The organism is Aquabacterium sp. T101, from assembly GCF_057219775.1.
In genome coordinates, this window is record NZ_JBXVVZ010000002.1 from 100,308 (window position 1) to 125,508 (window position 25,201).

Here is a 25,201-nt window from a genome sequence, read left to right on the forward strand (position 1 = left end):
GCCTGGGGCTTCATCCGGCGCCGCCCGTCGCCGCAGCCCCTGCGGCGTAAACTGCCTCGCAGCTTGTGCGGAGGCGCCATGAAAGTCATCGAATCGATCCTGGCCGATGCCGGCGCGATCGCCACGCTGCGGCGCGACATCCATGCCCACCCGGAGCTGTGCTTCCAGGAGCAGCGCACCAGCGACCTGATCGCCAACGCGCTGACCGAATGGGGCATCCCCGTGCATCGCGGCCTGGGCACCACCGGGGTGGTGGGCATCGTGCGCAATGGCACGTCGGGCCGCGCCGTGGGCCTGCGGGCCGACATCGACGCGCTGCCGATGACCGAGCACAACCGCTTCGCCCACGCCAGCACCATCCCCGGCCGCATGCACGCCTGCGGCCACGACGGCCACACCGCGATGCTGCTGGCTGCGGCCAAGCACCTGGCGAAGCACCGCCACTTCGACGGCACGGTGTACCTGGTGTTCCAGCCGGCCGAGGAAGGCGGCGGCGGCGCACGCGAAATGATCAAGGACGGGCTGTTCGAGCGCTTCCCGATGGAGGCGATGTTCGGCGCGCACAACTGGCCCGGCATGAAGGTCGGCCAGTTCGCGGTCAAGCCCGGGCCCTGCTTCGCGTCGAGCAACGAGTTCAAGATCACCATCCGCGGCAAGGGCGCCCACGGCGCGATGCCGCACCTCGGCCTCGACCCCGTGCCAGTGGCCTGCCAGATGGTGCAGGCGTTCCAGACCATCGTCACGCGCAACAAGCGGCCGATCGACGCCGCGGTGATCTCGGTGACGATGATCCACGCTGGCGAGGTGACCAACGTCGTGCCCGACAGCTGCGTGCTCGAGGGCACGGTGCGCACCTTCACGCTCGAGGTGCTGGACCTGATCGAGCGCCGCATGCGCGAGGTGGTGGACGGCACCGCCGCGGCCTTCGGCGCGCAGTGCGAGTTCGAGTTCCACCGCAACTACCCGCCGACGATCAATCACGAGGCCGAGACGGCGTTCTTCCGCGAGGTGGCCACCGGGGTGGCCGGTGCCGGCAACGTGCTCGACTTCGAGCCCACGATGGGCGCCGAGGACTTCAGCTACTTCCTGCTGGAAAAGCCCGGCTGCTACTTCCTGATCGGCAACGGCGACGGCAGCCACCGGGCCGGCGGCCACGGCATGGGCCCGTGCATGCTGCACAACCCCAGCTACGACTTCAACGACGACCTGATCCCGCTGGGCGCCACGCTCTGGGTACGCCTGGCCGAGGCCTGGCTGGCAAGGCCGCGCGCCTGACCGTCCGGCGCGGCAGTCGGCCGGTCAGGGCCGCAGGCGCGACAGCAGCGCTGCGGTGGACGGGTCGAGCCCGTGGGTGTCGCCGGTGGCAAAGCGCGGCAGCAGCCGGTTGGCCAGCGCCTTGCCCAGTTCCACGCCCCACTGGTCGAAGCTGTTGATGCCCCACAGCGCACCGCTGGTGAACACGCGGTGTTCGTACAGCGCCACCAGCGCACCGAGCGATCGAGGCGTCAGCTCGTCCAGCACGAGCGTGGTGCTGGGCCGGTTGCCCGGGAAGCTGCGGTGGCGCGCCAGCCGGTCGCGGTCATAGCCGGGCGCCGCCGTCGGCGCGCTCTCCGCCAGGGCCTCGTCCGCGCTCTTGCCCAGCATCAGGGCCTGGCTCTGCGCCAGGCAGTTGGCCAGCAGCTTGGTGTGCGAGTCCGACAGGCCGTGGCGTTGCGTGCGCACGGCGATGAACTCCACCGGCACGACGTCGGTGCCCTGGTGCAGCATCTGGAAGTAGGCGTGCTGGCCGTTGGTGCCCGGCTCGCCCCAGACCACCGGGCTGGTGGCGTAGGGCAGCGGCTCGCCATGCATGTCCACCCGCTTGCCGTTGCTTTCCATCTCGAGCTGCTGCAGGTAGGCGGGCAGCCGCGCCAGGCCCTGGTGGTACGGCGCCACCGAGCGGCTCGTGAAGTGATGGAAGTTGCGGTACCACACGTCCACCAGCGCCAGCAGTACCGGCAGGTTGCGCGCCAGCGGCGTCTCGGCGAAATGACGGTCCATCGCATGGGCGCCGTCGAGCAGGGCCCGGAAGCCCGCGCTGCCGATGGCCAGCGCGATGGGCAGGCCGATCGCGCTCCACAGCGAGTAGCGGCCCCCGACCCAGTCCCAGAAGCCGAAGGTGGTGTGGATGCCGAACTCGGCCGCCGCGCGCACGTTGGTCGTGGTGGCGGCGAAATGGCGCGTGATGTCCGCCTCGGTCAGGCCCGGCTGCGCCAGGAACCACTGCCGCGCCGCCAGCGCATTGGTCATCGTCTCCTGCGTCGTGAACGTCTTGGACGCCACGATGAACAGGGTCTCGCGGGCGTCGAGCCGGCGCAGCACGCGCGCCAGGTCGTGCGCGTCGACGTTGCTGACGAAGTGCATGTGCAGGCCCGCCGGCACCCAGGGCTCGAGCGCGGTCACCGCCATCTGGGGCCCGAGGTCGCTGCCGCCGATGCCGATGTTGACCACGTGCCGGATGCCGCTGGTGGCGCTGTCGCGCTGCACGTCGGCATAGGCCAGCATTGCGTCCAGCACGCCGTGCACGTCGTCGGGGAACTGCGCCAGCGGCGCCGGCGCGCCGCGCGGCGCCCGCAGCGCGCTGTGCAGCACGGCGCGGCCTTCGGTGGCATTGATCGGCGCGCCGCCAAGCATGGCGTCGCGCTGCGGCTCGACGCCGCAATCGTGCGCCAGCTCGAGCAGGAAGCGCAGGCCGGCTTCGTCGATCAGGTTCTTGGACAGGTCGGCGAACACCTCGGGGGCCTCGAAGCCCAGGCGCTGCGCGCGCGCGGGGTCGCGCGCAAAGGCCTCGCGCAGGTCGAAGTCGCGGCCATGGGCCTGGTAGTGACCCGCCAGCGCGGCCCAGGCCTGCGTGCGGTCGCAGCGCATGCTCATGCCGCGCCCTCGATCAGGGCGTCCAGCCGCGCCGAGTCGGCGGCGAAGGCGCGGATGCCCTCGGCCAGCTTGTCGCTGGCCATCGCGTCGTCGTTGAGCGCGTAGCGGAAGGCCGCCTCGGAATAGGTGACGGCGTGCACTTCGCGGGCCTTGGCCGCGGCCGCGTCGAGCACGCGCGCCACCGGGGCGTCGCCCGCCTGCAGCTGCGCCAGCAGCTCGGGGCTGATCGTCAGCAGGTCGCAGCCGGCCAGCGCCAGGATCTGCCCCACGTTGCGGAAGCTCGCGCCCATCACCTCGGTGGTGATGCCGAAGTGCTTGTAGTAGGTGTGGATCTGGGTCACCGACTGCACGCCGGGGTCGTTGACGCCGGCGCGTGCCGCCTCGTCCCACGACGCGCCGGCCGCCTTCTTGTGCCAGTCGTAGATGCGGCCGACGAAGGGCGAGATCAGGGCGACGCCGGCCTCGGCGCAGGCCACGGCCTGGCAGAAGGCGAACAGCAGCGTCAGGTTGCAGTGGATGCCCTCGTGCTCCAGCGCGCGCGCGGCCTGGATGCCCTCCCACGTGGCGGCGATCTTGATCAGCACGCGGTCACGCCCGATGCCGGCGCGCTGGTACAGGTCGATCAGGCGCCGGGCCCGGGCGATGGTGGCCGCGGTGTCGAACGACAGCCTCGCGTCCACCTCGGTGCTGACGCGACCCGGCACCACCTTGAGGATCTCCAGGCCGAAGCGCACCAGCACCTCGTCGACCGTGCGGTCGAGCGGCCGGCCCGCCCGCGCGGCCACGACCTCGGCCAGCAGCGGCGCGTACTCCGGCTGCTGCACCGCCTTGAGGATCAGCGACGGGTTGGTGGTGGCATCGCGCGGCGCGAACTGCGCCAGCTGGCGGAAGTTGCCGGTGTCGGCGACGACGGTGGTGTATTGGCGGAGCTGGTCGAGCTGGTTCATCGGTGCGGGCCTCGGGGCGCCCGGCAGCGTTGACCGGGCCAAGAAACTCATGCATCATCGTAGCAGTAACAAAATTACATGGCCACGGCCAGCGGCCCTCCACGATGTCCTTCGACCTCGTTCTCTTCGGTGGCACCGGCGACCTCACCTGGCGCAAGCTGATGCCGGCCCTTTTCCAGGCGTGGCGCCACGGCAAGCTGCCCGAGGGCGGCCGCATCCTGGCGGTGGCGCGCGACGAGCGCAGCGACGACGAGTACCGCAGTTTCATCCGCGAGCGCTTCGTCGAGGTGGAAAGCGCCAAGCGCCCGACCGACGAGGAGTTCGGCCGCTTCGCCGCCCTGCTGCACTACCGCCGGATGGACCTGGCCCAGCCCGAGCACTACGCCGGCCTGCGCCAGTGGATCGAGGCGCGCGGCGCCGACACGGTGGTGTTCTTCCTGGCCACCAGCCCGCACCTGTTCACCCAGGTCTGCGCGCAGCTCGGTGCGGCGGGCCTGAACGGCCCGAACGTGCGCGTCGTGCTCGAGAAGCCGCTCGGCCACGACCTGGCCAGCGCGCGCGAGATCAACCGCGTGGTGCGGGCGTCGTTCAGCGAGGCGCAGGCGATGCGCATCGACCACTACCTGGGCAAGCCGGCGGTGCAGAACCTGGCCGCGCTGCGCTTCGGCAACGCCCTGTTCGAGCCGCTGTGGCGGCGCGAGAGCATCGCCAACATCCAGATCACCATCGCCGAGGGCCTGGGCGTGGGCACGCGCGGCGACTTCTACGACCGCACTGGCGCGCTGCGCGACATGGTGCAGAACCATGCGCTGCAGCTGCTGACGATCATCGCGATGGAACCGCCGGCCACCGGCGACGCCGACGCGGTGCGCGACGAGAAGCTCAAGGTGCTGAAGTCGCTCAAGCCGTTCACCATCGAGAGCGTGATGCGCGACGTGGTGCGCGGCCAGTACCGCGCCGGCACGGTGGGCGGCCAGGCCGCGGTGGGTTACCTCGACGAGGCCAAGGTGCCCGCCGACAGCGCCACCGAGACCTTCGTGGCGCTGCGCACGGAGGTGCAGAACTGGCGCTGGGCCGGCGTGCCGTTCTACCTTCGTACCGGCAAGCGGCTGGCCGCGCGCGACGCGCAGATCGTCGTCAACTTCCGGCCGGTGCCGCACGCCATCTTCGCCGGCAGCGCGCGCGCCAACAAGCTGGTGATCAAGCTGCAGCCCGAGGACGGGCTGGAGCTGCACCTGCTGGCGGCCAAGGGCAGCGGCAACAACGAGGTGCTGGCGCCGGTGAAGCTCGACCTGGACTTCGACAAGGCCTTCGCCGCCGCCCGCGTGGGCGCCTACGAGCGCCTGCTGCTCGACGCGGTGGCCGGCCGGCTGAACCTGTTCGTGCGCAGCGACGAGCAGGAGGAGGCCTGGCGCTGGGTGGAACCGATCCTGGCCGCGTGGCGCGCCGACACCGCCGGGCCTCGGCCATATGCCGCGGGCTCGTGGGGACCGCCGGCCGCCAGTGCGCTGATCGCGCGGGACGGGTTTGCGTGGGACGAGGAGACTTGACCCCCCCCGTTGCGGCCACGGCGCTCCCCCGGGACCTGGCAAGGTCCCTCCGGGACCAGGGGGCGACGCCTGCGGACCGGCGTAGCCGGCTCCGCGGCGTCCGCTGGTTCGGGCTTGGCTTCGCCTTCGCCCCTGGACGAGTGGTGGTGCGCTGCTGATGTCGATGCTCGAACGCATCCATGCGGCGCTGCCGGCGCTGCCGCCGGCGGAGCAGCGGGTGGCCAAGCTGGTGCTGGCCGATCCGCGGGCGTTCGCTTCGCTGCCGGTCAGCGAGCTGGCGGACCGGTCGCATGTCAGCAAGCCCACCGTGGTGCGGTTCTGCCGCAGCGTGGGCTACGACGGGCTGGCGGACTTCAAGCTCAAGCTGGCGGGCACGGTCAACGAGGGGGTGCCCTTCGTGCACCGGGCGGTGGACGAGGACGACAAGCCCGGCGACATCATCGTCAAGGTGATCGACAACGCCGTGAGCGCGCTGCTGGCGTATCGCAACGACGCCGCGTCGCATGCGTTCGAGCGGGCCATCGAGGCGCTCACCGCGGCCTGCCGCAGCGGCCGCCGCATCGACTTCTACGGCGTGGGCAATTCCGGCATCGTCGCGATGGACGCGCAGCACAAGTTCTTCCGCCTCGGTGTCACGTCCTCCGCGGTGTCCGACGGCCACGTGCAGGTGATGAGCGCCACGATGCTTCAGCCGGGCGACTGCGCGGTGGTGATCTCCAACTCCGGGCGCAGCCGCGACCTGCTCGACGCCGCCGAGATCGCGCGCCGCAAGGGCGCCACCACGATCCTGATCACCGCCAGCGGCTCGCCGCTGGCGCGTGCGGCCACCGGTGCGCAGCAGATCCTGCTGGCCGCCGACCATCCGGAAGACTACGACCGCTACAGCCCGATGGTGTCGCGGCTGCTGCACCTGATCGTGATCGACATCCTGACCACCGGGGTGGCCCTGCGCCTGGGCGGCGAGTTGCGCCCGATGCTGGCGGAGATCAAGCGCAACCTGCGCTCGAAGCGCTACGCCCGGTCGGAGTGAGGCGCGGGCGCCGGCCCTGAAGCCGCCGGCCCGAACGCCAGCAGGTCGGCCACGCCGTACAGACCGGCCAGTTCCACCATCGCGGGCGGCGCGCCCGTGACCGACAACGAGCGGCCCGCGGCCTGCGCCTGACGGCGCAGTTCGAGCAGCGTGGCGATGGCCGAGGTGTCGAACGCGCCCAGCGAGGACGCGTCGATGACGAACTCGCCGCGGCCCTCGCCGACGGCCGGCTCCAGCGCGAGCAGGGCGGCGCGCGCGTCCTTGATGGTCAGCGTGGCGGGCAGCGACGGCATGCGGCGACCTGGAAGATCAGCTCTTGGCCGCGGCCTTGTTGCGCTCGGCCAGGTGGCGGATCAGACCGTCGATGCCGTCCTTGCCGACCACCGGGGCGAAGTCGGACTTGAAGCTGGTATCGGCCAGCCACACGCCCAGCACGTTGACGTCGTAGATCTTCCAGCCGGCGTCGGTCTTCTCGAGGCGGTAGTCGAGCTGGATCGGGTCGCCCTTGCCCTTGACCCGGGTGCGCACGACGACCTCGGTGTCGCCGGCCGCACTGCGCATCGGCTGCAGTTCGACCACCTGGTCCTTCACCTGGGTCAGCGCGCCCGAGTAGGCGCGCACCAGAAGGGTCTTGAACTCGTCCTGCAGGCGCTTCTGCTGGTCGGGCGTGGCGCTGGCCCAGGGGCGGCCCACGGCGATGCGGGTCATGCGCGTGAAGTTCACGTGCGGCATCACCTTGGCGTCCACCAGCGAGATGATCCGGTTCAGGTCGCCGGCCTGGATGGCCTTGTCCGCCTTGACGGTGTCGATCACCTCGGTGGACACCTGCTTGATCAGGGCGTCGGGAGCGGGAGCCTGGGCCTGCGCCGCGGCACTGACCGCGACGACGACGCCGGCAATGAACTGCTTCAACATCATGGGGTTCCTTTCTGGGCACCTCGGGCGGGACTCGCCGCCCGTATCCGTCAACGCCGTGGCGCGACGGGGGTTTACTTGGGAGCCGGCTCCGGCTCCTGCGGTTCCTCGGGCGGGTCGCCGTCGTAGACCTGGTTGCGCCGCTGCACCATGTAGGCGTCGCGCACGAACGTGTACTTGTCCAGGGCGATGCTGCCGAGCACGTTGGTGGCCCCGAGCAGGCCGGCACGGGTGTCGATCAGCCGCAGACCGGTCAGCGCGTAGGCCGTGCGCTCGTGGTCGACCACGCGGGACGGCGACCAGGCGATGTCCAGCGGCCGGCCCAGCGTGTCGCGAAGCGTCGACGGGCCCAGCAGCGGCCACACGACGTAGGGGCCCGCCGGCATGCCCCAGCGGCCGAGGGTCTGGCCGAAGTCCTCGCTCTGGCGTTCCATGCCCAGGTCGCTGGCCACGTCGAACAGGCCGCCGATGCCGAACAGGCTGTTCGTCATCACGCGCATCGTCATCGTGGCCGCGGCCTCTCCCTTGCCCTGCAGGGCCTGGTTGACGGCCGACCAGGCGTCGGCGAAGTTGCCGAACACGTTGGACACGCCGCTGCGCGCCATCTCGGGCACGGCGGCCACGTAGCCGCGCGCCAGCGGCGCCAGCAGCACGCGGTCGACGGCCTCGTTGAAGCCGAACATCGCCCGGTTGTAGGGCTCGAAGGGGTCCTTCGGGTTTCGCGGCGAGTCCGCGACGCCCTGCGCCAATGCGACGCCCGACACCACCAGCAGCCCGGCCAGGCCGGCCGCGCGAACGAACTTGCGGGCAGTCATTTCTTGCCCTCGCCGCCGGCTTCGGTGGCGCGGCCGGAAATCATCTGGCCGATCAGGTTCTCCAGCACCACGGCCGACTGGGTCTGGCGGATCACGTCGCCGGCGACCAGTTCCTTGTCGTCGGAGCCGGGTTCCAGGCCCACGTACTGGTCGCCGAGCAGGCCGGACGTGAGGATCTTGGCCGACGTGTCCTTGGGGAACTTCACGAAGTTGTCGATTTCCATCCGCACCACGCCCTGGAAGGTCTTGGCGTCGAGCGAGATGCTCTTGACCCGGCCCACGGTGACCCCCGCGCTGCGCACCGGCGCGCGCGGCTTCAGGCCGCCGATGTTGTCGAAGCGTGCCGTGACGGTGTAGCCCTTGTGCTCGCCGAAGCTGGCCAGGTTGGCCGCCTTGAGGGCCAGGAACACCATCGCGCCCATGCCCATCAGCACGAACAGCCCGACCAGGGTCTCGATGCTGCGTCTGCTCATCGCGTCAACTCCCACTCATGGCGTCGAGAACATCAACGCCGTCAATACGAAGTCCATGCCCAGCACGCCGAGCGAGGACACCACCACCGTGCGCGTGGTGGCATAGGCCACGCCCTCGGGCGTGGGTTCGGTCTCGTAGCCCTGGTAGAGCGCCACCGCGGTGCATACCACGCCGAAGGCGAAGCTCTTGACCACGCCGTTGCCGACGTCGCGCCACACGTCCACCTTGGCCTGCATCAGGCCCCAGAAGTTGCCCGGGTCCAGGCCGATCAGCACCACGCCGACGACCCAGGCGCCGACGATGCCGACCGCCGAGAACAGCACCGCCAGCAGGGGCATCGAGATGATGCCGCCCAGGAAGCGCGGCGCCAGCACGCGCGCGCGTGGGTCGACGGCCATCATCTCCATCGCCGCGAGCTGCTCGCCGGCCTTCATCAGGCCGATCTCCGCGGTGAGCGAGGTGCCGGCCCGACCGGCGAACAGCAGCGCGGTGACTACCGGCCCCAGCTCGCGTACCAGCGACAGGTTGACGATCAGGCCGAGCGACTCGGTGGCGCCGTAGGTGACCAGCGCGTAGTACATCTGCAGCGCGAGCACGAAGCCCACCGCCAGGCCCGAGGCCAGGATGATCACCAGCGAGCGGTTGCCCACGGCGTGGATCTGGTGCACCACGAGCCCGAAGCGGGCGAACGCCATCGGCACGTGGGCGAGCAGGTCGGCAAAGAAGATGGCGGCGCGGCCGAAGCCGTGCAGCACCCGCGTCGTGCGCGCCCCGATCTGGGCCAGCAGGTTCATGCGCCCACCCCGAAGTCCTCGGCCAGGCTCGGCGCGGGGTAGTGGAACTTCACCGGGCCGTCGGGCTCGCCGCGCACGAACTGGCGCGTCTCCGGGTCGGTCGACGCCATCAGCTCGGCCGGCGTGCCCTGGGCCACGATGCGGCCGCCGGTGGCCAGCAGGATCACGTGGTCGCTGATGGCCATGCATTCGGGCACGTCGTGCGACACCACCAGCGAGGTGGCGCCGGTGGCGTCGTTGAGCTTGCGGATCAGGTTGGCCGCCACGCCCATGGAGATCAGGTCCAGGCCCGCGAACGGCTCGTCGTACATGATGAGTTCGGGGTCCAGCGCGATGGCGCGGGCCAGCGCGATGCGCCGCGCCATGCCGCCCGACACCTCGGAAATGCGCAGGCCGGCCGCGCCGCGCAGCCCGACGGCATGCAGCTTCATCAGCACGATGTCGCGGATCATCGACGCGCTCAGATCGGTGTGCTCGCGCAGCGGGAAGGCGACGTTGTCGAACACGGTCAGGTCGGTGAACAGCGCGCCGAACTGGAACAGCATGCCCATGCGGCGCCGCTGGCGCAGCATGGCGGCACGGTGGCGCGGGTTGACGGGCTCGCCGTCGAAGGTCACCCGCCCCGAATTGGCCGCGGCCATGCCGCCGATCAGGCGCAGCAGCGTGGTCTTGCCGCAGCCCGACCCGCCAAGGATCGCCGTGACCTTGCCGCGCTGGAAGGTCAGGCTGATATCGGACAGGATCGTGCGGCTCGCGTCATATCCGAACGAGACGTGATCGATCTCGATGAGAGCGGTCGATGGGTTCAAGCGGCGTGGCAGGCCCGGAGGCCCGGAGCGCGTGCTGTTCTTCTGCGGGGCATTCTCGCACGGGCACTTTTCACATGCGGGATTCCCCGCATAGGCCTTTCGTTACCAATCCCTACGCCCGGCCGGGCGGCCGGATCAGCGCTCGGCGGGGCGCCGCAGGGTGTTCTCGAACGTCACCTCGACCCGGATGCGGGACTTCACGACGCCCCGCTCGTCGGCCTCGCCGGGGCGGAACCGCGCCCGGGTGAAGGCGCGCCGGGCTGCGTCCTCCAGGGCCGGCGGCAGGCCGGCGCTGTCCATCCGCACCCGCACCACGCGGCCGGTTTCGTCGATGAAAAGGGACAGTTCTGCTGTGTATCGGCCCGCATCGCCCGCGAACACCGGGTAATCGATCAACACGGGGTCGATCGCCGCAGGTGCCACCGACAGCTGCCCGCGGGTGAAGTAGAGGTCGTCCTCGCTGGCGATGCCGGGCAGCGCCAGCCCGAGCAGCGACTCGGCCGGCGGCAGGACGGCGGCCGGCGCCGGGGCCGCATGCACAGGCGGCTCGGACACCGCCGGCGCCGGGGCCGCCACCGCGGGCGCGGCGACGAAGGCGTCCGGATCGGTCGCCGCAGTCATGGGCTGCGGCGGCGCCTGCGGGGCCGGCGCCGCGGGCGCCGCCGCTTCGAGCAGGCGCACCTTCACGCTCTGCACCGCCGCGGCCGGCCCCTGCGGGACCGTCGGCTCCCAGGGCACCGCCAGCAGCAACGCATGCGCGGCCACCACCACGGCCACGACCGGGCCCAGGCGACGCAGATCGTGCCTGCGCATGCCCACGCCGGGGAGGGCGGCGGCCACCCCGCTCACCGCCCTGCCCCGGAACTCAGTTGACCAGCTCTCGCCACGACGTCCGGCGTCCGGAAGCCGGTGGCGGCGGCGGCGGCGGCACGTCGTCCGTGCGCGGCACGCCGCGGTTGTCGATGATCACCGTGATGGTGCGGCCGGTGCCGGGGTCGGTGCTTCCGGGTTGCTGCAGGGTCAGGTAGCTCATGCCGACCACCAGCGTGCCGCCCAGCCACGTGCCGACCACGCTGTTGGTCGAGCCCTGCGGCGCCGAACCGGTGTTGAGGTCGAAGTAGTACAGGTACGAACTGCCGCCCGCCGTGCAGGCGTCGTTGTTGGGCGTGTTGGTGGCCACGGTCAGCGACTGGAAGATCAACTGCATGTCGACGTTGACCCGCTCGCCGGTGCCGATGAGGTCGACACGCCAGCCGTTGGCCGTGGTCCAGTCGACCGCGTTGTTGGTGATGGTCCGTGGCGAGGTCGGCGAGGTCTGCGACAGCGTCTGCGTAACGAAGGAACTGCTGGCACGCACGTCGCCCAGCGGCGTGTTGGTCAGCGGGTCCTTGATCGCGTAGACGGTCTGCAGCGCCGTGCTGCTCAGGTCGGACAAGCCCAGCATGCGCCCGGTGCCGACATAGACGACCGGGTACTGCGTCCCGCCATAGTCCACCAGGCCCAGGGCTGGCTGCGTGGTGATCGGCTGCGGCACGGACGGCGTGCCGGCCTGCAGATAGGCCAGGCGCAGCGCTGCGTTGTTCGGCGCCACCAGGTTGTCGATATCGAAGCGCCACAGATTGCCGAGCAGGTCGCCGGCGTAGTACCGCCGCGCGGTGTTGTCGATCGTCGACTCCACCCAGGCATTGAGCTTGCCCAGGCCGCTCGGCGTGCCGGTCGATCCGGCGGGCGTGGTGCCCGAGGTGTAGGTCTGGATCTCGGAGACGCGCTGGCCGGTGTTGGCATTGACCACGAAGAGCCGGCCGTTGCCGTCACCCGGCGACACGTTGTTGTAGCCCGAGGTGAAGGCCACCACCCAGGTACCGTCGGCGCGCTTGGTGATCACCGGGTTTCCGAAGCTCAAGCCCAGGTTGCCGTCGCCGCCGAGACTGTCGTTCCGGAACTCCCACAGGGCCTGGGGCGAATTCGGGTTGGTGATGTCCAGCGCGTAGTAGCCGCGACCACCCGCCCCCAGCCCGCCCACGAGGATGGTCTTCCACTGGCCCGGCGAGCCCGGCACCCAGATGTCGCCCACCACCGGCGCGCCGTTGACGAAGAACTCGTGCCGGTTGGCATAGTCGTTGTCAGCCAGGCGGTACATGCGGTCCATCACCATCGTCGGCACATAGGCCCACATCTCCTGCCCGGTGGCGCCGTCGAAGGCATGCAGCATGCCGTCGTTGGCGGCCACATACACGACACCGGTGCGCGAGGCGTTGTTGGTGACGAAGGTGGCGTAGTTGTTCTCGGTGTACTGGAAAGGCGGGCGCCGCACGTACACCGGGGCACCGCCGACGATGTCGCCGAGGATGTGCTGGCGGTTGCGGTAGATGGGGAAGTAGGTGCCGCGCAGGTAGTCCACCATGTTGGCGCCGCTGTTGGCGCCGGCCACGTCGTAGCCCGAGTCCGCGCACTGCGACAGCGGCACGGCCTTGGAGCAGGCATTCGAGAAGTTGCCGCCCAGCCCGTCGGCGTTCAGGTTGGAGTAGGTGAAAGAGCGCAGCGTGCCGGTGTTGGCGCTGCCCGACCGCTGCATGTAGTAGATGTTGCGCGGCGTGCCCGCAGCCACCCGGGCGTCGAGCAGCTGCTCGGCCGACCAGCTGTCGGTCGTGGAGATCGCGCCGGTCTGCGGGTCGATCGTGCGCGCCACCAGCTCGCCGGTCCAGTGCACGGTGGTGTACTTGGCGATGTACAGGAAGTTGTCGCCGGCCACCGGCTGCAGCGTCGACGCCGCCGCGCCCGAGCCGGAGCCCGTCTGCGCGTCGATCGCCGCCAGCGCCGTGGTCAGGCCGAGCGCCAGCGACGCCGGGTCGCGCGCGTTGAAGTACTGGCCGCGACCATTGACGGCGGCATGCCAGAGGTCGTCGATGTTGGCCGCCCCCCCGTTGGGCACCGGCCAGTCGCGGGTGCCCTGCAGGATGGCCTGGTAGTCGGCCGAGCCGCCCGATAGGTAGTTGTTGGCATAGGCCAGCGTGCCACTGACGCCCATGCCCACCGTGAACGTGGACATGTGCTGGTGCGTGGCGTTGTCGGTACCGCGCGGCGGCACGTTGTTGGTGCAGACGTTGGTGCCGCTGGCCAGCGTGCAGTTGCCCAGTGCCGTCGTGCGCAGGTCGGTCTCGTAGTAGTACATCGCCACGTCGGCCAGCGAGTTGCTGCTGCCGCCGCTGCTGCTCGACTGGCACTCGCGCGCCGTGCCCACGGTGAAGGGCGACGCGCTGGACCGGGGCTCAGCCGTGCAGGTCGCGACGTTGGACCAGGAGCTCCAGTTGGTGTACTGGCACTCGACGCCGGAACCGGTGGTGCAGGACGACACGTTGGTCCAGGCCGAGGTGTTCGTCACCGTCTGGCACAGCGTTGCGCTGGCCACGGTGTAGGGTGACGCCCCCGACGGCGGCGGCGAGGACGGCGTGCACGAGGCGACGTTGTTCCACACCGGAGTCGTGTACCGGCACTGGACGGCGTTCGTGATGGACCATGTGCCCGAGGTGCCGGTGTTGCCCGCCACGGTGCACGACGACGCATTGGACCAGGCACCGTAGTTGTAGCGGCACTGGCGCCGGCTGCTGCCGCCGTTGTCCCAGGTGCACGACGACGTGTTGGACCACGACGACCAGGTCGACCCGCTGTTGCTGCTGGTACGGGTCTGCAACACGCCGTTGCTCTGCTGCAGCTGCACGACGGCTTCCTGGGTCTGCGTCGTCGTGGTGCGCTGCTGGAGGTTGCTGGTCCGGGTGCTGACCGTGACGGTGGCCCCGTCATACATCGGTCGCGGCGCGAGGGCGTCCTGCTGGCCGACGTCGGTGCGGTCGAGACGGTCCGGCCCGTAGCTGGTCCAGGTCGTCGAGTTGACTTCCTCCTGGGTGTTCCAGTAGCCGTCCGTCGTCAGGATCGCGAAGTTCTTCTGACAGGAGAACTGCACCGGGTCGTAGGACTGCGCCGTGCCGTCGGACTGGAAGCCCATGCGGGCGTAGTAGCGGCCCGCCTTGGACAGCGCGCCCCGCAAGGGCGTGTAGCCCCCGGGCGCGGCCGAGTTCAGTGCCGTGTAGAAGCTGCCCTTCTGGGTGGCGTCGAAGTCGGTGATGTTGAGGAAGTCGCTTCCGTCGACGTAGTTCGAGCTGATCGTCGTGTAGCCGACGCGGAACCGGTCCCCGATGGTGCGGAAGGCGAGCGAGGTGGCCGACTTGGCCATCTGCATCCGCGTCCGGTAGTAGGTGTACCAGTTGCGGTAGTTCTGGGTGATGGTCGACGGCGTGACGACCACCCTCGTGAACACGGCGCTGCCGGGCAGGGAGCCGACCACGCTGTTGCACTGCTGGTAGAACGTCGTGGTGGTGATCACCCCGCTGGTCGAGTAGGTGTAGGACAGTGCGGGCTGCGTGCCCGAGTAGGTGTAGTAGAACGGCCGCACGTCGCCGTCGCCGATGCGAGGGCTGGCCATCGAACCGCTGCCATGGGTCTCGGTCACATTGACCGTGATGACGCGGGTGGTGCCGTTCCAGGCGGTGACGGTGCCCACCATGTACTGGCCGGTCTGATTGGTGTTGCTGTACAGCGTGACGACCATGCCGACCGTGTAGCTGCCAGCGGAGCCGCTGCTCAGCGTCAGCGTAAAGCTGCCGGTGCCGATCGTCGGCGCAGCCGACGAGATCGACCGGATGTTGTTCAGGGTGGCGGGCGAAGGAAAGTTGTAGGTGCCTGCGGGCCGATCGGCACCCGTCGCATCCACCGGCACCTGGTACGTGCTGTCCGGGTTGTAGGCCAGGCCATTGCACTGAGACGCGTTGCGGCCGTAGGAGCCACCGGCCAGGCCGGCGACGTCGTCGGGCATGTAGTCGCTGCCCATCGAGCCCGAATCATCCAGGATGAAGAGCAGATTCGGCTTGACCTGGTTCGGCGCCGACGTCGTCAGCGGGTTCGACGCGATGTCCGTGAGCTGGGCGAACGCGGCGGGCGCGATGGCCAGCAGGGCCAGCGTGGCCATCGCGGTGCGCGCGGCGCGGCCCCGGCCCGGGCGCGGAAAGAGTTGCGGCATGGACATGTTCGTTTTCTCCGTTCCCTGATCAGTACAGCACCGTCTCGGTGAAGCTGACCGTGTTGCGACCGCTGACGGTGCGCACGATCACGCGGTAGTAGGGCACCTGGACCGACTCGTCGGGCCGTTTCTCGGTGCCCACGCGGATCTCGCCGCGTGCCTTCGCCGAAGACAACGCGGACGAAGCGGGCTGTGCACAGGCGTTGAGCGCGTTCACCGCGCCGGTGGCCGGACACAGCCGCGTGATGATGTAGCGCGCGCGCACCGCACCGCCGTTCAGCGAGATCTCGTTGGACGGCATGCGGTTGCACGAAGAGCAGGTCTGCGGCGACGAGCTCAGGCAGGCGCAGCTGTCGGAGTCGCCCCAGTTGACCACCGCCATCAGGTTGCTGGCCGACGTGAGGCGGCCGGTCGGGTCGAGGTTGTCCTGCGCAGTGGCGTAGTAGCCCTCGCCGGCCGGAGAGTCGGCCAGCAGGTTGCGACCGGGCGCCATCAGCCAGACGCGCGCCATCTCGGCCGCACGGTCGGCCGCCGAGGTGGCGTCCTGTTTGAAGCTGAGGTTGCCGATGACCTGGGTGCCCGAATCGACCGAACGCACCAGGGCCACCGCGGCCAGCGAGATCGCGGCCAGGGCCAGCAGGGCGAACAGCAGCGAGACACCGCGCTGCGTGCGGATGAAGAGGCTGCGGCTCATCACGAACTCCAGAGCATGTTGCGCAACGGGATCACGGTGTCGAACACCTTGTAGCGGTGATGCTTGGCCTCGACGTCGCCCGATGCGCCGGCGCCGACGTCGATCGTGATGCACTCGCCGGTGCCCGACGAACAGGTGGTCGCACCGGCCACGGCGGGCTCGGTGCCCACCGACCACTCGGGATTGGCGGGCGTGACCTGCTCCTTCTCCCAGGTCGAGCTGCGGGCGACCAGGATCACGCGCACGGCCAGCACGCGCAGCCAGCCGTCGTTGGAGGTGGGCGTGGTGGTGTCGAACACGTCGATGATGCCGTCGGCCGGCACCGACGTGTCGCGCCCGTAGAACGCGCGCAGGTTGACGATGTCGGGCTGGATCTCGCGGTCGATGCGTGCACTCGGCGTCGCCACGTTGAAGCTCGACGCCCACAGGGTCGTGGTGCCGTTGCGGATCTCGTAGCGGTTGTCCACCAGCGTGCCCAGGTTCATCATCACCGCGCCATCGCCATAGGCCACGTCCGGCGTGTTCGACGGGTTCCAGGCCGCGGTCGCGTTGCCGCGCGGCAGGGAGCGGGCCCCGGGCGCGCCGGTCACCTGGAACACCCAGCACGGCGACGTGCCGTTGGTACCCACCAGCGCCAGGTCGCCCTGCGAGAAGCCGACCGACGCGCGCACCGGGAACTCGTTGCCGCCGACGGCGTAGCCCGGCGGGATCACCCGGGTAGGGACCGAGAACGAATCCTTGGAACTGGCCAGCATGCGCACCGAGTCGCCCACGCTGCCGGAAGGGCGCGAGGCCTCGGGCGTGATGACCACCGGCGCCAGCGTGGTGGCGAAGCCCGTGGGCGTGGCGCTGTTGAAGCGCGCGTTGAGGGGGCAGCCGATGACGTTCGGGCTGCTGGCGATGCCGTAGCCCGCCATCTGCAGGTCGCGCTGCAGCGTGTACAGCGCCAGCGCACCGTTGACCTGCGCGTCGGAGCCGCCGGTGGCGGTGCGCTTCTGGCCTTCGGAGGTCAGCAGCACCTGGCTGATGAACATCACGGCGAACAGGCCGACGACCATGCCGACCATCACTTCGACGAGCGTCACGCCGCGCTCAGCATGCCGCCGGGCGGCTGGGGTGGGAACCGGGGAGTGCGATGTCATGTCGGGCTCTTGCTGGAGACGGACGACGTGGTGGTGTAGTTGCGGGTCTCCTCGTTGGGAGGCGTCCACGTGATGGTCACGGTGACGTCGGCGGCCACCACGACGCCGCTGACGGTGCCATCGGCCAGCGGCGTGACGTCGACGGTGGCGGTGCCGCCGGGCAGCGCGCGCGCCACCTCGTCGAGCCACTCGCTGCAGCGGGTGTGGCCGGCGCAGTTGGCGCCGCCGTAGCTGGCCAGCCCGCTGCGGTCGGACCACATGCTGGCGATCAGCCGCTGGGCCAGGAAGGACGCATCGGCACGGAACTTCGAGCCGGTCTGGGCCTTGGTCATCGCGGCCTGCAGGCCGACGATGCCGAGCACGCCGATCGAGAAGATCAGCAGGGCCACCAGCACCTCCAGCAGCATGAAGCCGCGGACGGCCTTGCCTGCGCCACGGGCGCGACGGGGAAAGGAGCGGGTTGTCATGAACATGCCGTGGCTCGCGTGGGGCAGAAACGGGCGTCGGTGGTGGCGGTGACCGCCAGGTCGCACATGCGCAGCGAGCCCCCGGGCGACACCTCGATGCGGAAGCGCCGGTAGTCGTTGGACAGGGTCTCGTTGGTGACGTCGATGAAGCCGATCGGCGTGGCGTTCTCGACCCGGCCGAAGCCGTTAAAGATCACCGTGTCGGCAGTCGCGCTGCCGTCGAGCACGTTGGCGCAGGTCACGACGTTACGGCCTCCCTGGCCGCCGGCGTTCTTGTCCACGATCATCGGGTCGTTGGCATCCGTGGCGACGTTGGACGGGAGGTACTGGCACTGGCTCGACGGGTCGCGCACGCTGACCACCCAGGACACGCCCGTGCTCGACAGCGCGCAGGTGTTGTTCATCACCGCGGCATCGGTGAGCGACACGAGGGAGAAGCGGATCGCCGTGTTGCGCCGGATCGCCTCGTTGCGCGCCACCTGCAGCCCCGCATAGATGGACGACGCGGTGTTGCGCACCTGCGTGTTGCGGATCCACACGCCCACGCTGGGCAGCACCGCGAACATCAGCAGCGCCAGCACGGTGAGCGCCACCGCCAGCTCGATCAGGGTGACGCCGCGGGCGCGGCGGCGGCCGGTCAGCATTCGTCGCCCTTGGACAGCCAGCAGCCGCGCGTCACCCCCTGGCCCTTGAACTGCGTGGTGGCGCGCTGGTTAGCGTGGGTCAGCGTGTAGGTGTGGCCCGCGGCCCGGCCGGCAGTTCCGTTGGCCGTGAGGGTGTAGCCCTGCCCCGAATCGGTGACTTCGCAGGCGAAGGTGAAGAACTGGGCCCCCGGATAAAGAAGCGTGCCACCCGTGCCGCGCCATGCCGGCGGCGTGTCGTCAGCGCAATTGGGGCCATTGGCGGACCCGTACCTCCGACGATCCTGGTAGTACTGCTCCATCTTCACGCGCAGGTCCGCCATGCCGGAGAACGCTTCCGGCAACTGACCGCGGCGCACGTAGTCGCCATAGGCCGGCAGCGCCACGGCCGCCAGGATCCCGACGATGCCGATGACGATCAGCAGTTCGAGGATGGTGAAGCCCCGCGACAGTGCGCGGGCAGTGACGTGCGGCAGGCAGCGGGGCATCGGGCGGTACCGTCGATGGCGGGCGTGGTTTCGGGTGCTGCATGGTGCAGCCAGCGCCCTGGCGCGTGGTGTGAGTTACTGCACGCGCGCCCCCTGGCCCGACGGGCGGTCAACGCCCACCGACGAGTGGCGCGCCCCCGCGCCACACCGCCCCCGGATCGGGGGCTGCCACACGTAACCGGATGCAAGCGGCGGCCCGCGCGGAGCGGGCCGGGGCCCGGTCAGCGCGGCAGGTCGCTCTCGCCCATCAGGAACTCGTCGACCGCACGCGCGGCCTGGCGACCCTCCCGGATCGCCCAGACCACGAGACTCTGGCCGCGGCGCATGTCGCCCGCGGCGAACACCTTGTCGACACCGGTGCGGTAGCCGCCGGTGAAGTCGGTGCCGGCCTTGGCATTGCCGCGGTTGTCGCGCTCCACGCCGAAGGCGTCGAGCACCGACGCGACCGGGCTCACGAAGCCCATCGCCAGCAGCACCAGGTCGGCCTTCCATTCCTTCTCGGTGCCGGGCACCTCGACCATCTTGCCGCCCTGCCACTGCACGTGCACCGTCTTCAGGCCGACGACGCGGCCCTTGTCCTTGCCGGTGCCGGCCACGAACTCCTTGGTGGCGATGGCGAACTCGCGGCTGCAGCCTTCCTCGTGGCTGGAGCTGGTGCGCAGCTTGGTCGGCCAGTAGGGCCACACCAGCGGCTTGTTCTCCTGCTCGGGCGGCATCGGCATCAGCTCGAACTGCGTCACGCTGGCCGCGCCGTGGCGGTTGCTGGTGCCCACGCAGTCGCTGCCGGTGTCGCCGCCGCCGATCACGATCACGTGCTTGCCCGTGGCCATGATCTGGCCCTTGACCTTGTCGCCGGCCACCACCTTGTTCTGCTGCGGCAGGAACTCCATCGCGAAGTGCACGCCGTCGAGCTCGCGCCCGGGCACCGGCAGGTCGCGCGACTGCTCGGCACCACCGGTCAGCAGCACGGCGTCGAAGGCCGCCTTCAGTTCGGCCGCCGACACCGTCTCGCGCGCGTCGTTGGTGACCTTCGAGCCCTCGGGCATCGCGCCCACCAGCACGCCGGTGCGGAAGGTGACGCCCTCGGCCTTCATCTGCTCGACGCGGCGGTCGATGTGCGACTTCTCCATCTTGAAGTCGGGGATGCCGTAGCGCAGCAGGCCGCCGATGCGGCTGTTCTTCTCGAACACCGTCACGTCGTGGCCGGCGCGCGCGAGCTGCTGCGCCGCGGCCAGACCCGCCGGCCCCGAGCCGACGACGGCGACCTTGCGGCCCGTCTTCGCCTTGGGCGGCTGCGGCTTCACCCAGCCCTCGGCCCAGGCGCGGTCGATGATCGCGTGCTCGATCGACTTGATGCCCACCGCGTCGTCGTTGACGTTGAGCGTGCAGGCGGCCTCGCAGGGCGCCGGGCAGACGCGGCCGGTGAACTCGGGGAAGTTGTTGGTCGAGTGCAGCACGCGGATCGCGTCGGCCCAGTCCTGCGGGCGGCCGCGGTAGACGAGGTCGTTGAAGTCCGGGATCACGTTGTTGACCGGGCAGCCGCTGTTGCAGAACGGCGTGCCGCAGTCCATGCAGCGCGCGCCCTGCACCTTGGCCTGCTCGGTGCTCAGGCCGATGACGAATTCCTTCCAGGTCTTCAGCCGCTGGGGGACGGGCTCGTAGCCCTCTTCGAGTCGCTCGTGTTCGAGGAAGCCGGTGACTTTGCCCATGGTGATCTCGTCCTGTGCTTACTTCGCCGGCACCGCGGCCTTGGTCTTCGCCTTCGCGATGGTCGCGTCGGCGGTCTGCGTCGCGTTCATCTGCTTGAGCGCGCGCGCGTACTCGTGCGGGAACACCTTCACGAAGCGCCCGCGCGCCTCGGCCCAGGTGTCGAGGATGTGGCGCGCGCGCAGGCTGCCCGTCCAGCGGTGGTGGTCGTCGATCAGCTTGCGCAGCAGCGCCTCGTCGGCCTGGCCGCGGTGGAAGGTGGACGGGTCCTGCTCGTCGCGCGGCACCACCTTGTCCAGCGACACCATGCTGGTGTTGCAGCGCCGGGCGAACTGGCCGTCCTCGTCGTAGACGAAGGCCAGTCCGCCGGACATGCCGGCCGCGAAGTTGCGCCCGGTGCGGCCCAGCACGACCACCGTGCCGCCGGTCATGTACTCGCAGCCGTGGTCGCCCGTGCCTTCCACCACCGCGGTGGCGCCCGACAGGCGCACCGCGAAGCGCTCGCCGGCCACGCCGCGGAAGAAGGCTTCGCCGCTGGTGGCGCCGTACAGCGCGGTGTTGCCGATGATGATGTTGGCGGTGGCCTCGCCGCGGAAGTCGATGCTCGGCCGCACCACGATGCGTCCGCCCGACAGGCCCTTGCCGGTGTAGTCGTTGGCGTCGCCGATCAGGTACTGCGTGATGCCCGAGGCCAGGAACGCGCCGAAGCTCTGGCCGCCGGTGCCTTCCATCTGCATGAAGATGGTGTGGTCGGGCAGCCCCTCGGGGCGGTGCCGCACCAGCTCGCCCGACAGCATCGCGCCCACCGAGCGGTTGACGTTGCGCACGTCCTGCATGAACTGCACCTTCTCGCCGCGCTCGATCGCAGGCCGGCACTTCTCGATCAGCGTCACGTCGAGCGCGCGGTCGAGGCGGTGGTCCTGCTCGTCGACCTGGCGCCGCGGCACGTCGGCCGGCACGGCGGGCAGGTGGAACACGCGGCTGAAGTCCAGCCCGCGCGCCTTCCAGTGCGCGACGCCCTTGCGGGTGTCGAGCAGGTCGGCGCGGCCGATCAGGTCGTCGAAGCGGCGGATGCCCAGCTGCGCCATGATCTGGCGCGCCTCCTCGGCGACGAAGAAGAAGTAGTTGACGACGTGCTCGGGCTTGCCCGAGAACTTGGCGCGCAGCACCGGGTCCTGCGTGGCCACGCCCACCGGGCAGGTGTTCAGGTGGCACTTGCGCATCATGATGCAGCCCTCGGCCACCAGCGGCGCCGTGGCGAAGCCGAACTCGTCGGCGCCCAGCAGCGCGCCGATCACCACGTCGCGGCCGGTCTTCATCTGGCCGTCGGCCTGCACGCGGATGCGGCCGCGCAGGCGGTTCAGCACCAGGGTCTGCTGCGTCTCGGCCAGGCCCAGCTCCCAGGGCGTGCCGGCGTGCTTGATGCTGCTCCAGGGGCTGGCGCCGGTGCCGCCGTCATGGCCGGCAATCACCACATGGTCGGCCTTGCACTTGGCCACGCCCGCGGCCACCGTGCCCACGCCCACCTCGCTGACCAGCTTGACGCTGATCGACGCGCGCGGGTTGGCGTTCTTCAGGTCGTGGATCAGCTGCGCCAGGTCCTCGATGGAGTAGATGTCGTGGTGCGGCGGCGGGCTGATCAGGCCGACGCCCGGCACGCTGTAGCGCAGGAAGCCGATGTACTCGCTGACCTTGCCGCCGGGCAGCTGGCCGCCCTCGCCCGGCTTGGCGCCCTGGGCCATCTTGATCTGGATCTGGTCGGCGCTGACGAGGTACTCGGTGGTGACTCCGAAGCGCCCCGAGGCCACCTGCTTGATCTTGCTGCGCAGGCTGTCGCCGTCCTTCATCTCGTAGTCGGCCTCGATCACCTTGGCGCCGATGACGTCACTGACCTTGGTGCCGGCGGTGATGCGGATGCCCTTGAGCTCGTTGCGGTAGCGCGCCGGGTCCTCGCCGCCCTCGCCGGTGTTGCTCTTGCCGCCGATGCGGTTCATCGCGATGGCCAGCGTGGAGTGCGCCTCGGTGGAGATCGAGCCGAGCGACATCGCGCCGGTGGCGAAGCGCTTGACGATCTCGGCCGCGGGCTCCACCTCGTCGAGCGGAATCGCCTTCGACGGGTCGAGCCGGAACTCGAACAGGCCGCGCAGCGTCATGTGGCGGCGGCTCTGGTCGTTGATGATCTGCGCGAACTCCTTGTAGGTGTCGAACTTGCCCGCGCGCGCGCTGTGCTGCAGCTTGGCGATCGCGTCGGGCGTCCACATGTGCTCCTCGCCGCGCACGCGCCAGGCGTATTCGCCGCCGGCGTCGAGCATGCCCTCGAGCACCGGGTCGTCGCCGAACGCGGCGCGGTGCATGCGCAGCGCCTCCTCGGCCACCTCGAACACGCCGATGCCGCCCACCTGCGTGGCCGTGCCGCGGAAGTACTTCTCCACCAGCGCCTTGTCCAGGCCCACGGCCTCGAAGATCTGGGCGCCGCAGTACGACATGTACGTGCTGATGCCCATCTTGGACATGATCTTCGACAGGCCCTTGCCGATGGCCTTGACGTAGTTGTAGATCGCCTTGTCGGCCGACAGGTCACCCGGCAGTTCCCGGTGCATGTCGACCAGGGTCTCCATCGCCAGGTACGGATGCACCGCCTCGGCACCGTAGCCCGCGAGCACGGCGAAGTGGTGCACCTCGCGGGCGCTGGCGGTTTCCACCACCAGGCCGGCGGTGGTGCGAAGGCCCTCGCGCACCAGGTGGTGGTGCACGGCCGACAGCGCCAGCAGCGCGGGAATCGCCACCTGGGTGCGCGACATCGCGCGGTCGGTCACGATCAGGATGTTGTGGCCGCTGCGCAGCGCGTCCACGCTTTCGGCACACAGCGACGCCAGCTTGGCCTCGATGCCCTCCTTGCCCCAGGCCAGCGGGTAGGTGATGTCGAGCTCGTAGCTCTTGAACTTGCCGTTCGTGTGCTTCTCGATCGCGCGCAGGCGCGCCATGTCGTCGAAGTCCAGGACCGGCTGCGTCACCTCCAGGCGCATCGGCGGGTTCACCGCGTTGATGTCCAGCAGGTTCGGCTTGGGCCCGATGAAGCTGTTGAGCGACATCACGATGGCCTCGCGGATCGGGTCGATCGGCGGGTTCGTCACCTGGGCGAACAGCTGCTTGAAGTAGTTGTACAGCGGCTTGTTCTTGTCCGACAGCACCGCCAGCGGCGAGTCGTTGCCCATCGAGCCGATGCCCTCCTCGCCGTTGGCGGCCATCGGGCTGAGCAGGAACTTGATGTCCTCCTGCGTGTAGCCGAAGGCCTGCTGGCGGTCGAGAAGGCTCTCGGCGTGCGGCAGCGGCGCGGCAGGATCGATCTCGATCGCGTCGAGCTTGACGCGCACGTTCTCGATCCACTGGCGGTAGGGCTTGGCGAAGGCGAACTGGTTCTTCAGCTCCTCGTCGTCGACGATGCGGCCCTGCTCCAGGTCGATCAGGAACATCTTGCCCGGCTGCAGGCGCCACTTCTTGACGATGCTCGGCTCGGGGATCGGCAGCACGCCGGACTCGCTGGCCATCACCACGAGGTCGTCGTCGGTGACGATGTAGCGCGCCGGGCGCAGGCCGTTGCGGTCGAGCGTGGCACCGATCTGCTTGCCGTCGGTGAACACCATCGCCGCCGGGCCGTCCCACGGCTCCATCATCGCGGCGTGGTACTCGTAGAACGCGCGGCGCCGCACGTCCATGCCCTCGTGCTGCTCCCAGGCCTCGGGGATCATCATCATTGCCGCGTGCGCGAGCGGGTAGCCCGACATGGTCAGCAACTCGAGTGCGTTGTCGAAGGTGGCCGTGTCGCTCTGGTGCTCGAAGCTGATCGGGTAGAGCTTCTTCAGGTCGGCGCCCAGCACCGGCGACTGCATCACGCCCTCGCGCGCACGCATCCAGTTGAAGTTGCCCTTGACCGTGTTGATCTCGCCGTTGTGGGCGACCATGCGGTACGGGTGCGCGAGCGGCCACTCGGGGAAGGTGTTGGTGGAGAAGCGCTGATGCACCAGCGCCATTGCGCTGACCACGCGCGGGTCGGCCAGGTCGCGGTAGTACACGCCCACCTGGTCGGCCAGCAGCAGGCCCTTGTAGATGACCGTGCGGCAGCTCATGCTGGGCACGTAGTACTCGCGGCTGTGCGTCAGCTTGAGCGCCTGGATCGCTGCCGACGCCGTCTTGCGGATCACGTACAGCTTGCGCTCCAGCGCGTCGGGCACGATCACGTCGGGGCCGCGGCCGATGAAGATCTGGCGGATCACCGGCTCCTTGGCGCGCACGGCCGGGCTCATCGGCATGTCCCGGTCCACCGGCACGTCGCGCCAGCCCAGCAGCACCTGGCCCTCGGCCTTGACGGCGCGCGCCAGTTCCTGCTCGCAGGCCAGGCGCGAGGCGTGCTCCTTGGGCAGGAAGATCATGCCCACGCCGTACTCGCCGGGTGGCGGCAGTTCCACACCCTGGGCCGCCATCTCGGCGCGATAGAACTCGTCGGGCACCTGGATCAGGATGCCGGCGCCGTCGCCCATCAGCTTGTCGGCCCCGACCGCGCCGCGATGGTCCAGGTTCTCCAGGATCTTCAGGCCCTGCTCGACGATGTGGTGCGAGCGCTGGCCCTTGATGTGGGCCACGAAGCCCACGCCGCAAGCGTCATGCTCCTGACGGGGGTCGTACAGGCCCTCGGCGGCGGCGAGTTCTCGTTCTTGGTGGCTGGCGGTGCTCATGCGGCTCT

Annotated in this window: 20 protein-coding genes; 3 read left to right on the top strand and 17 right to left on the bottom strand. The window is 69.8% G+C overall.

Annotation, left to right across the window (positions count from 1 at the left end):
- Nucleotides 1–78 precede the first annotated feature (78 nt).
- Complete coding sequence (locus AC2EAQ_RS07585; RefSeq protein WP_484641514.1) at nucleotides 79–1,275, top strand: M20 aminoacylase family protein; 1,197 nt, start codon at nucleotides 79–81, stop codon at nucleotides 1,273–1,275.
- Nucleotides 1,276–1,299: 24 nt separating this feature from the next.
- Here AC2EAQ_RS07585 and pgi read toward each other — a convergent pair whose 3' ends face one another.
- Together pgi and tal are read right to left on the bottom strand one after the other, a co-directional pair.
- Nucleotides 1,300–2,913 (bottom strand): glucose-6-phosphate isomerase, encoded by a 1,614-nt coding sequence (gene pgi / locus AC2EAQ_RS07590; RefSeq protein WP_484641517.1) that lies wholly within the window; start codon nucleotides 2,911–2,913, stop codon nucleotides 1,300–1,302.
- Entirely contained in the window at nucleotides 2,910–3,860 is a 951-nt protein-coding gene (gene tal / locus AC2EAQ_RS07595) for a transaldolase (RefSeq protein WP_484641521.1), read from the bottom strand. Before tal ends, pgi begins: the two co-directional genes overlap by 4 nt.
- A 104-nt stretch (nucleotides 3,861–3,964) precedes the next feature.
- Between tal and zwf the strand changes: the two genes are divergently transcribed.
- Together zwf and AC2EAQ_RS07605 are read left to right on the top strand one after the other, a co-directional pair.
- A complete protein-coding gene (zwf, locus tag AC2EAQ_RS07600; RefSeq protein ID WP_484641523.1) occupies nucleotides 3,965–5,410 on the top strand; it encodes a glucose-6-phosphate dehydrogenase in 1,446 nt (481 codons plus the stop codon).
- Nucleotides 5,411–5,573: 163 nt separating this feature from the next.
- On the top strand, nucleotides 5,574–6,440 hold the full coding sequence (locus tag AC2EAQ_RS07605) for a MurR/RpiR family transcriptional regulator (RefSeq protein ID WP_484642759.1): 867 nt from the start codon (nucleotides 5,574–5,576) through the stop codon (nucleotides 6,438–6,440).
- On the opposite strand, the gene AC2EAQ_RS07610 is transcribed toward AC2EAQ_RS07605, so the two are convergent.
- From AC2EAQ_RS07610 to AC2EAQ_RS07680, 15 genes are all read right to left on the bottom strand, one after another.
- The gene (locus tag AC2EAQ_RS07610; protein ID WP_484641529.1) at nucleotides 6,422–6,733 is read right to left on the bottom strand and encodes an STAS domain-containing protein; all 312 of its coding nucleotides are present in this window, start codon (nucleotides 6,731–6,733) and stop codon (nucleotides 6,422–6,424) included. The genes AC2EAQ_RS07605 and AC2EAQ_RS07610 overlap by 19 nt on opposite strands.
- 16 nt (nucleotides 6,734–6,749) lie before the next feature.
- Complete coding sequence (locus tag AC2EAQ_RS07615) at nucleotides 6,750–7,355, bottom strand: MlaC/ttg2D family ABC transporter substrate-binding protein (RefSeq protein ID WP_484642762.1); 606 nt, start codon at nucleotides 7,353–7,355, stop codon at nucleotides 6,750–6,752.
- Between the two features lie 74 nt (nucleotides 7,356–7,429).
- The gene (locus AC2EAQ_RS07620) at nucleotides 7,430–8,170 is read right to left on the bottom strand and encodes an MlaA family lipoprotein (RefSeq protein ID WP_484641531.1); all 741 of its coding nucleotides are present in this window, start codon (nucleotides 8,168–8,170) and stop codon (nucleotides 7,430–7,432) included.
- Nucleotides 8,167–8,643: an outer membrane lipid asymmetry maintenance protein MlaD gene (mlaD, locus tag AC2EAQ_RS07625; RefSeq protein WP_484641534.1), complete on the bottom strand. Its 477-nt coding sequence runs from the start codon at nucleotides 8,641–8,643 to the stop codon at nucleotides 8,167–8,169. The genes AC2EAQ_RS07620 and mlaD overlap by 4 nt, the downstream gene beginning before the upstream one ends.
- A gap of 15 nt (nucleotides 8,644–8,658) precedes the next feature.
- A complete protein-coding gene (gene mlaE / locus AC2EAQ_RS07630; RefSeq protein WP_484641539.1) occupies nucleotides 8,659–9,438 on the bottom strand; it encodes a lipid asymmetry maintenance ABC transporter permease subunit MlaE in 780 nt (259 codons plus the stop codon).
- A complete protein-coding gene (locus AC2EAQ_RS07635) occupies nucleotides 9,435–10,247 on the bottom strand; it encodes an ABC transporter ATP-binding protein (RefSeq protein WP_484641542.1) in 813 nt (270 codons plus the stop codon). Before AC2EAQ_RS07635 ends, mlaE begins: the two co-directional genes overlap by 4 nt.
- 135 nt (nucleotides 10,248–10,382) lie before the next feature.
- Complete coding sequence (locus AC2EAQ_RS07640; RefSeq protein ID WP_484641544.1) at nucleotides 10,383–11,087, bottom strand: hypothetical protein; 705 nt, start codon at nucleotides 11,085–11,087, stop codon at nucleotides 10,383–10,385.
- A gap of 25 nt (nucleotides 11,088–11,112) precedes the next feature.
- Entirely contained in the window at nucleotides 11,113–15,327 is a 4,215-nt protein-coding gene (locus tag AC2EAQ_RS07645; RefSeq protein ID WP_484641547.1) for a PilC/PilY family type IV pilus protein, read from the bottom strand.
- A gap of 22 nt (nucleotides 15,328–15,349) precedes the next feature.
- The gene (locus AC2EAQ_RS07650; RefSeq protein WP_484641549.1) at nucleotides 15,350–16,015 is read right to left on the bottom strand and encodes a pilus assembly PilX family protein; all 666 of its coding nucleotides are present in this window, start codon (nucleotides 16,013–16,015) and stop codon (nucleotides 15,350–15,352) included.
- Nucleotides 16,015–17,100: a PilW family protein gene (locus tag AC2EAQ_RS07655; RefSeq protein ID WP_484641553.1), complete on the bottom strand. Its 1,086-nt coding sequence runs from the start codon at nucleotides 17,098–17,100 to the stop codon at nucleotides 16,015–16,017. Before AC2EAQ_RS07655 ends, AC2EAQ_RS07650 begins: the two co-directional genes overlap by 1 nt.
- Nucleotides 17,101–17,153: 53 nt before the next feature.
- Nucleotides 17,154–17,624: a type IV pilus modification PilV family protein gene (locus tag AC2EAQ_RS07660; protein WP_484641557.1), complete on the bottom strand. Its 471-nt coding sequence runs from the start codon at nucleotides 17,622–17,624 to the stop codon at nucleotides 17,154–17,156.
- Entirely contained in the window at nucleotides 17,621–18,268 is a 648-nt protein-coding gene (locus tag AC2EAQ_RS07665; RefSeq protein WP_484641562.1) for a pilus assembly FimT family protein, read from the bottom strand. The genes AC2EAQ_RS07660 and AC2EAQ_RS07665 overlap by 4 nt, the downstream gene beginning before the upstream one ends.
- Nucleotides 18,262–18,753: a type IV pilin protein gene (locus AC2EAQ_RS07670; RefSeq protein ID WP_484641567.1), complete on the bottom strand. Its 492-nt coding sequence runs from the start codon at nucleotides 18,751–18,753 to the stop codon at nucleotides 18,262–18,264. Before AC2EAQ_RS07670 ends, AC2EAQ_RS07665 begins: the two co-directional genes overlap by 7 nt.
- 221 nt (nucleotides 18,754–18,974) lie before the next feature.
- Nucleotides 18,975–20,462 carry a glutamate synthase subunit beta gene (locus tag AC2EAQ_RS07675; RefSeq protein ID WP_484641570.1) on the bottom strand — a complete coding sequence of 496 codons (1,488 nt, stop codon included), beginning with the start codon at nucleotides 20,460–20,462 and terminating at the stop codon, nucleotides 18,975–18,977.
- Between the two features lie 18 nt (nucleotides 20,463–20,480).
- Nucleotides 20,481–25,193 (bottom strand): glutamate synthase-related protein, encoded by a 4,713-nt coding sequence (locus AC2EAQ_RS07680; protein WP_484641574.1) that lies wholly within the window; start codon nucleotides 25,191–25,193, stop codon nucleotides 20,481–20,483.
- Between the last annotated feature and the right edge of the window lie 8 nt (nucleotides 25,194–25,201).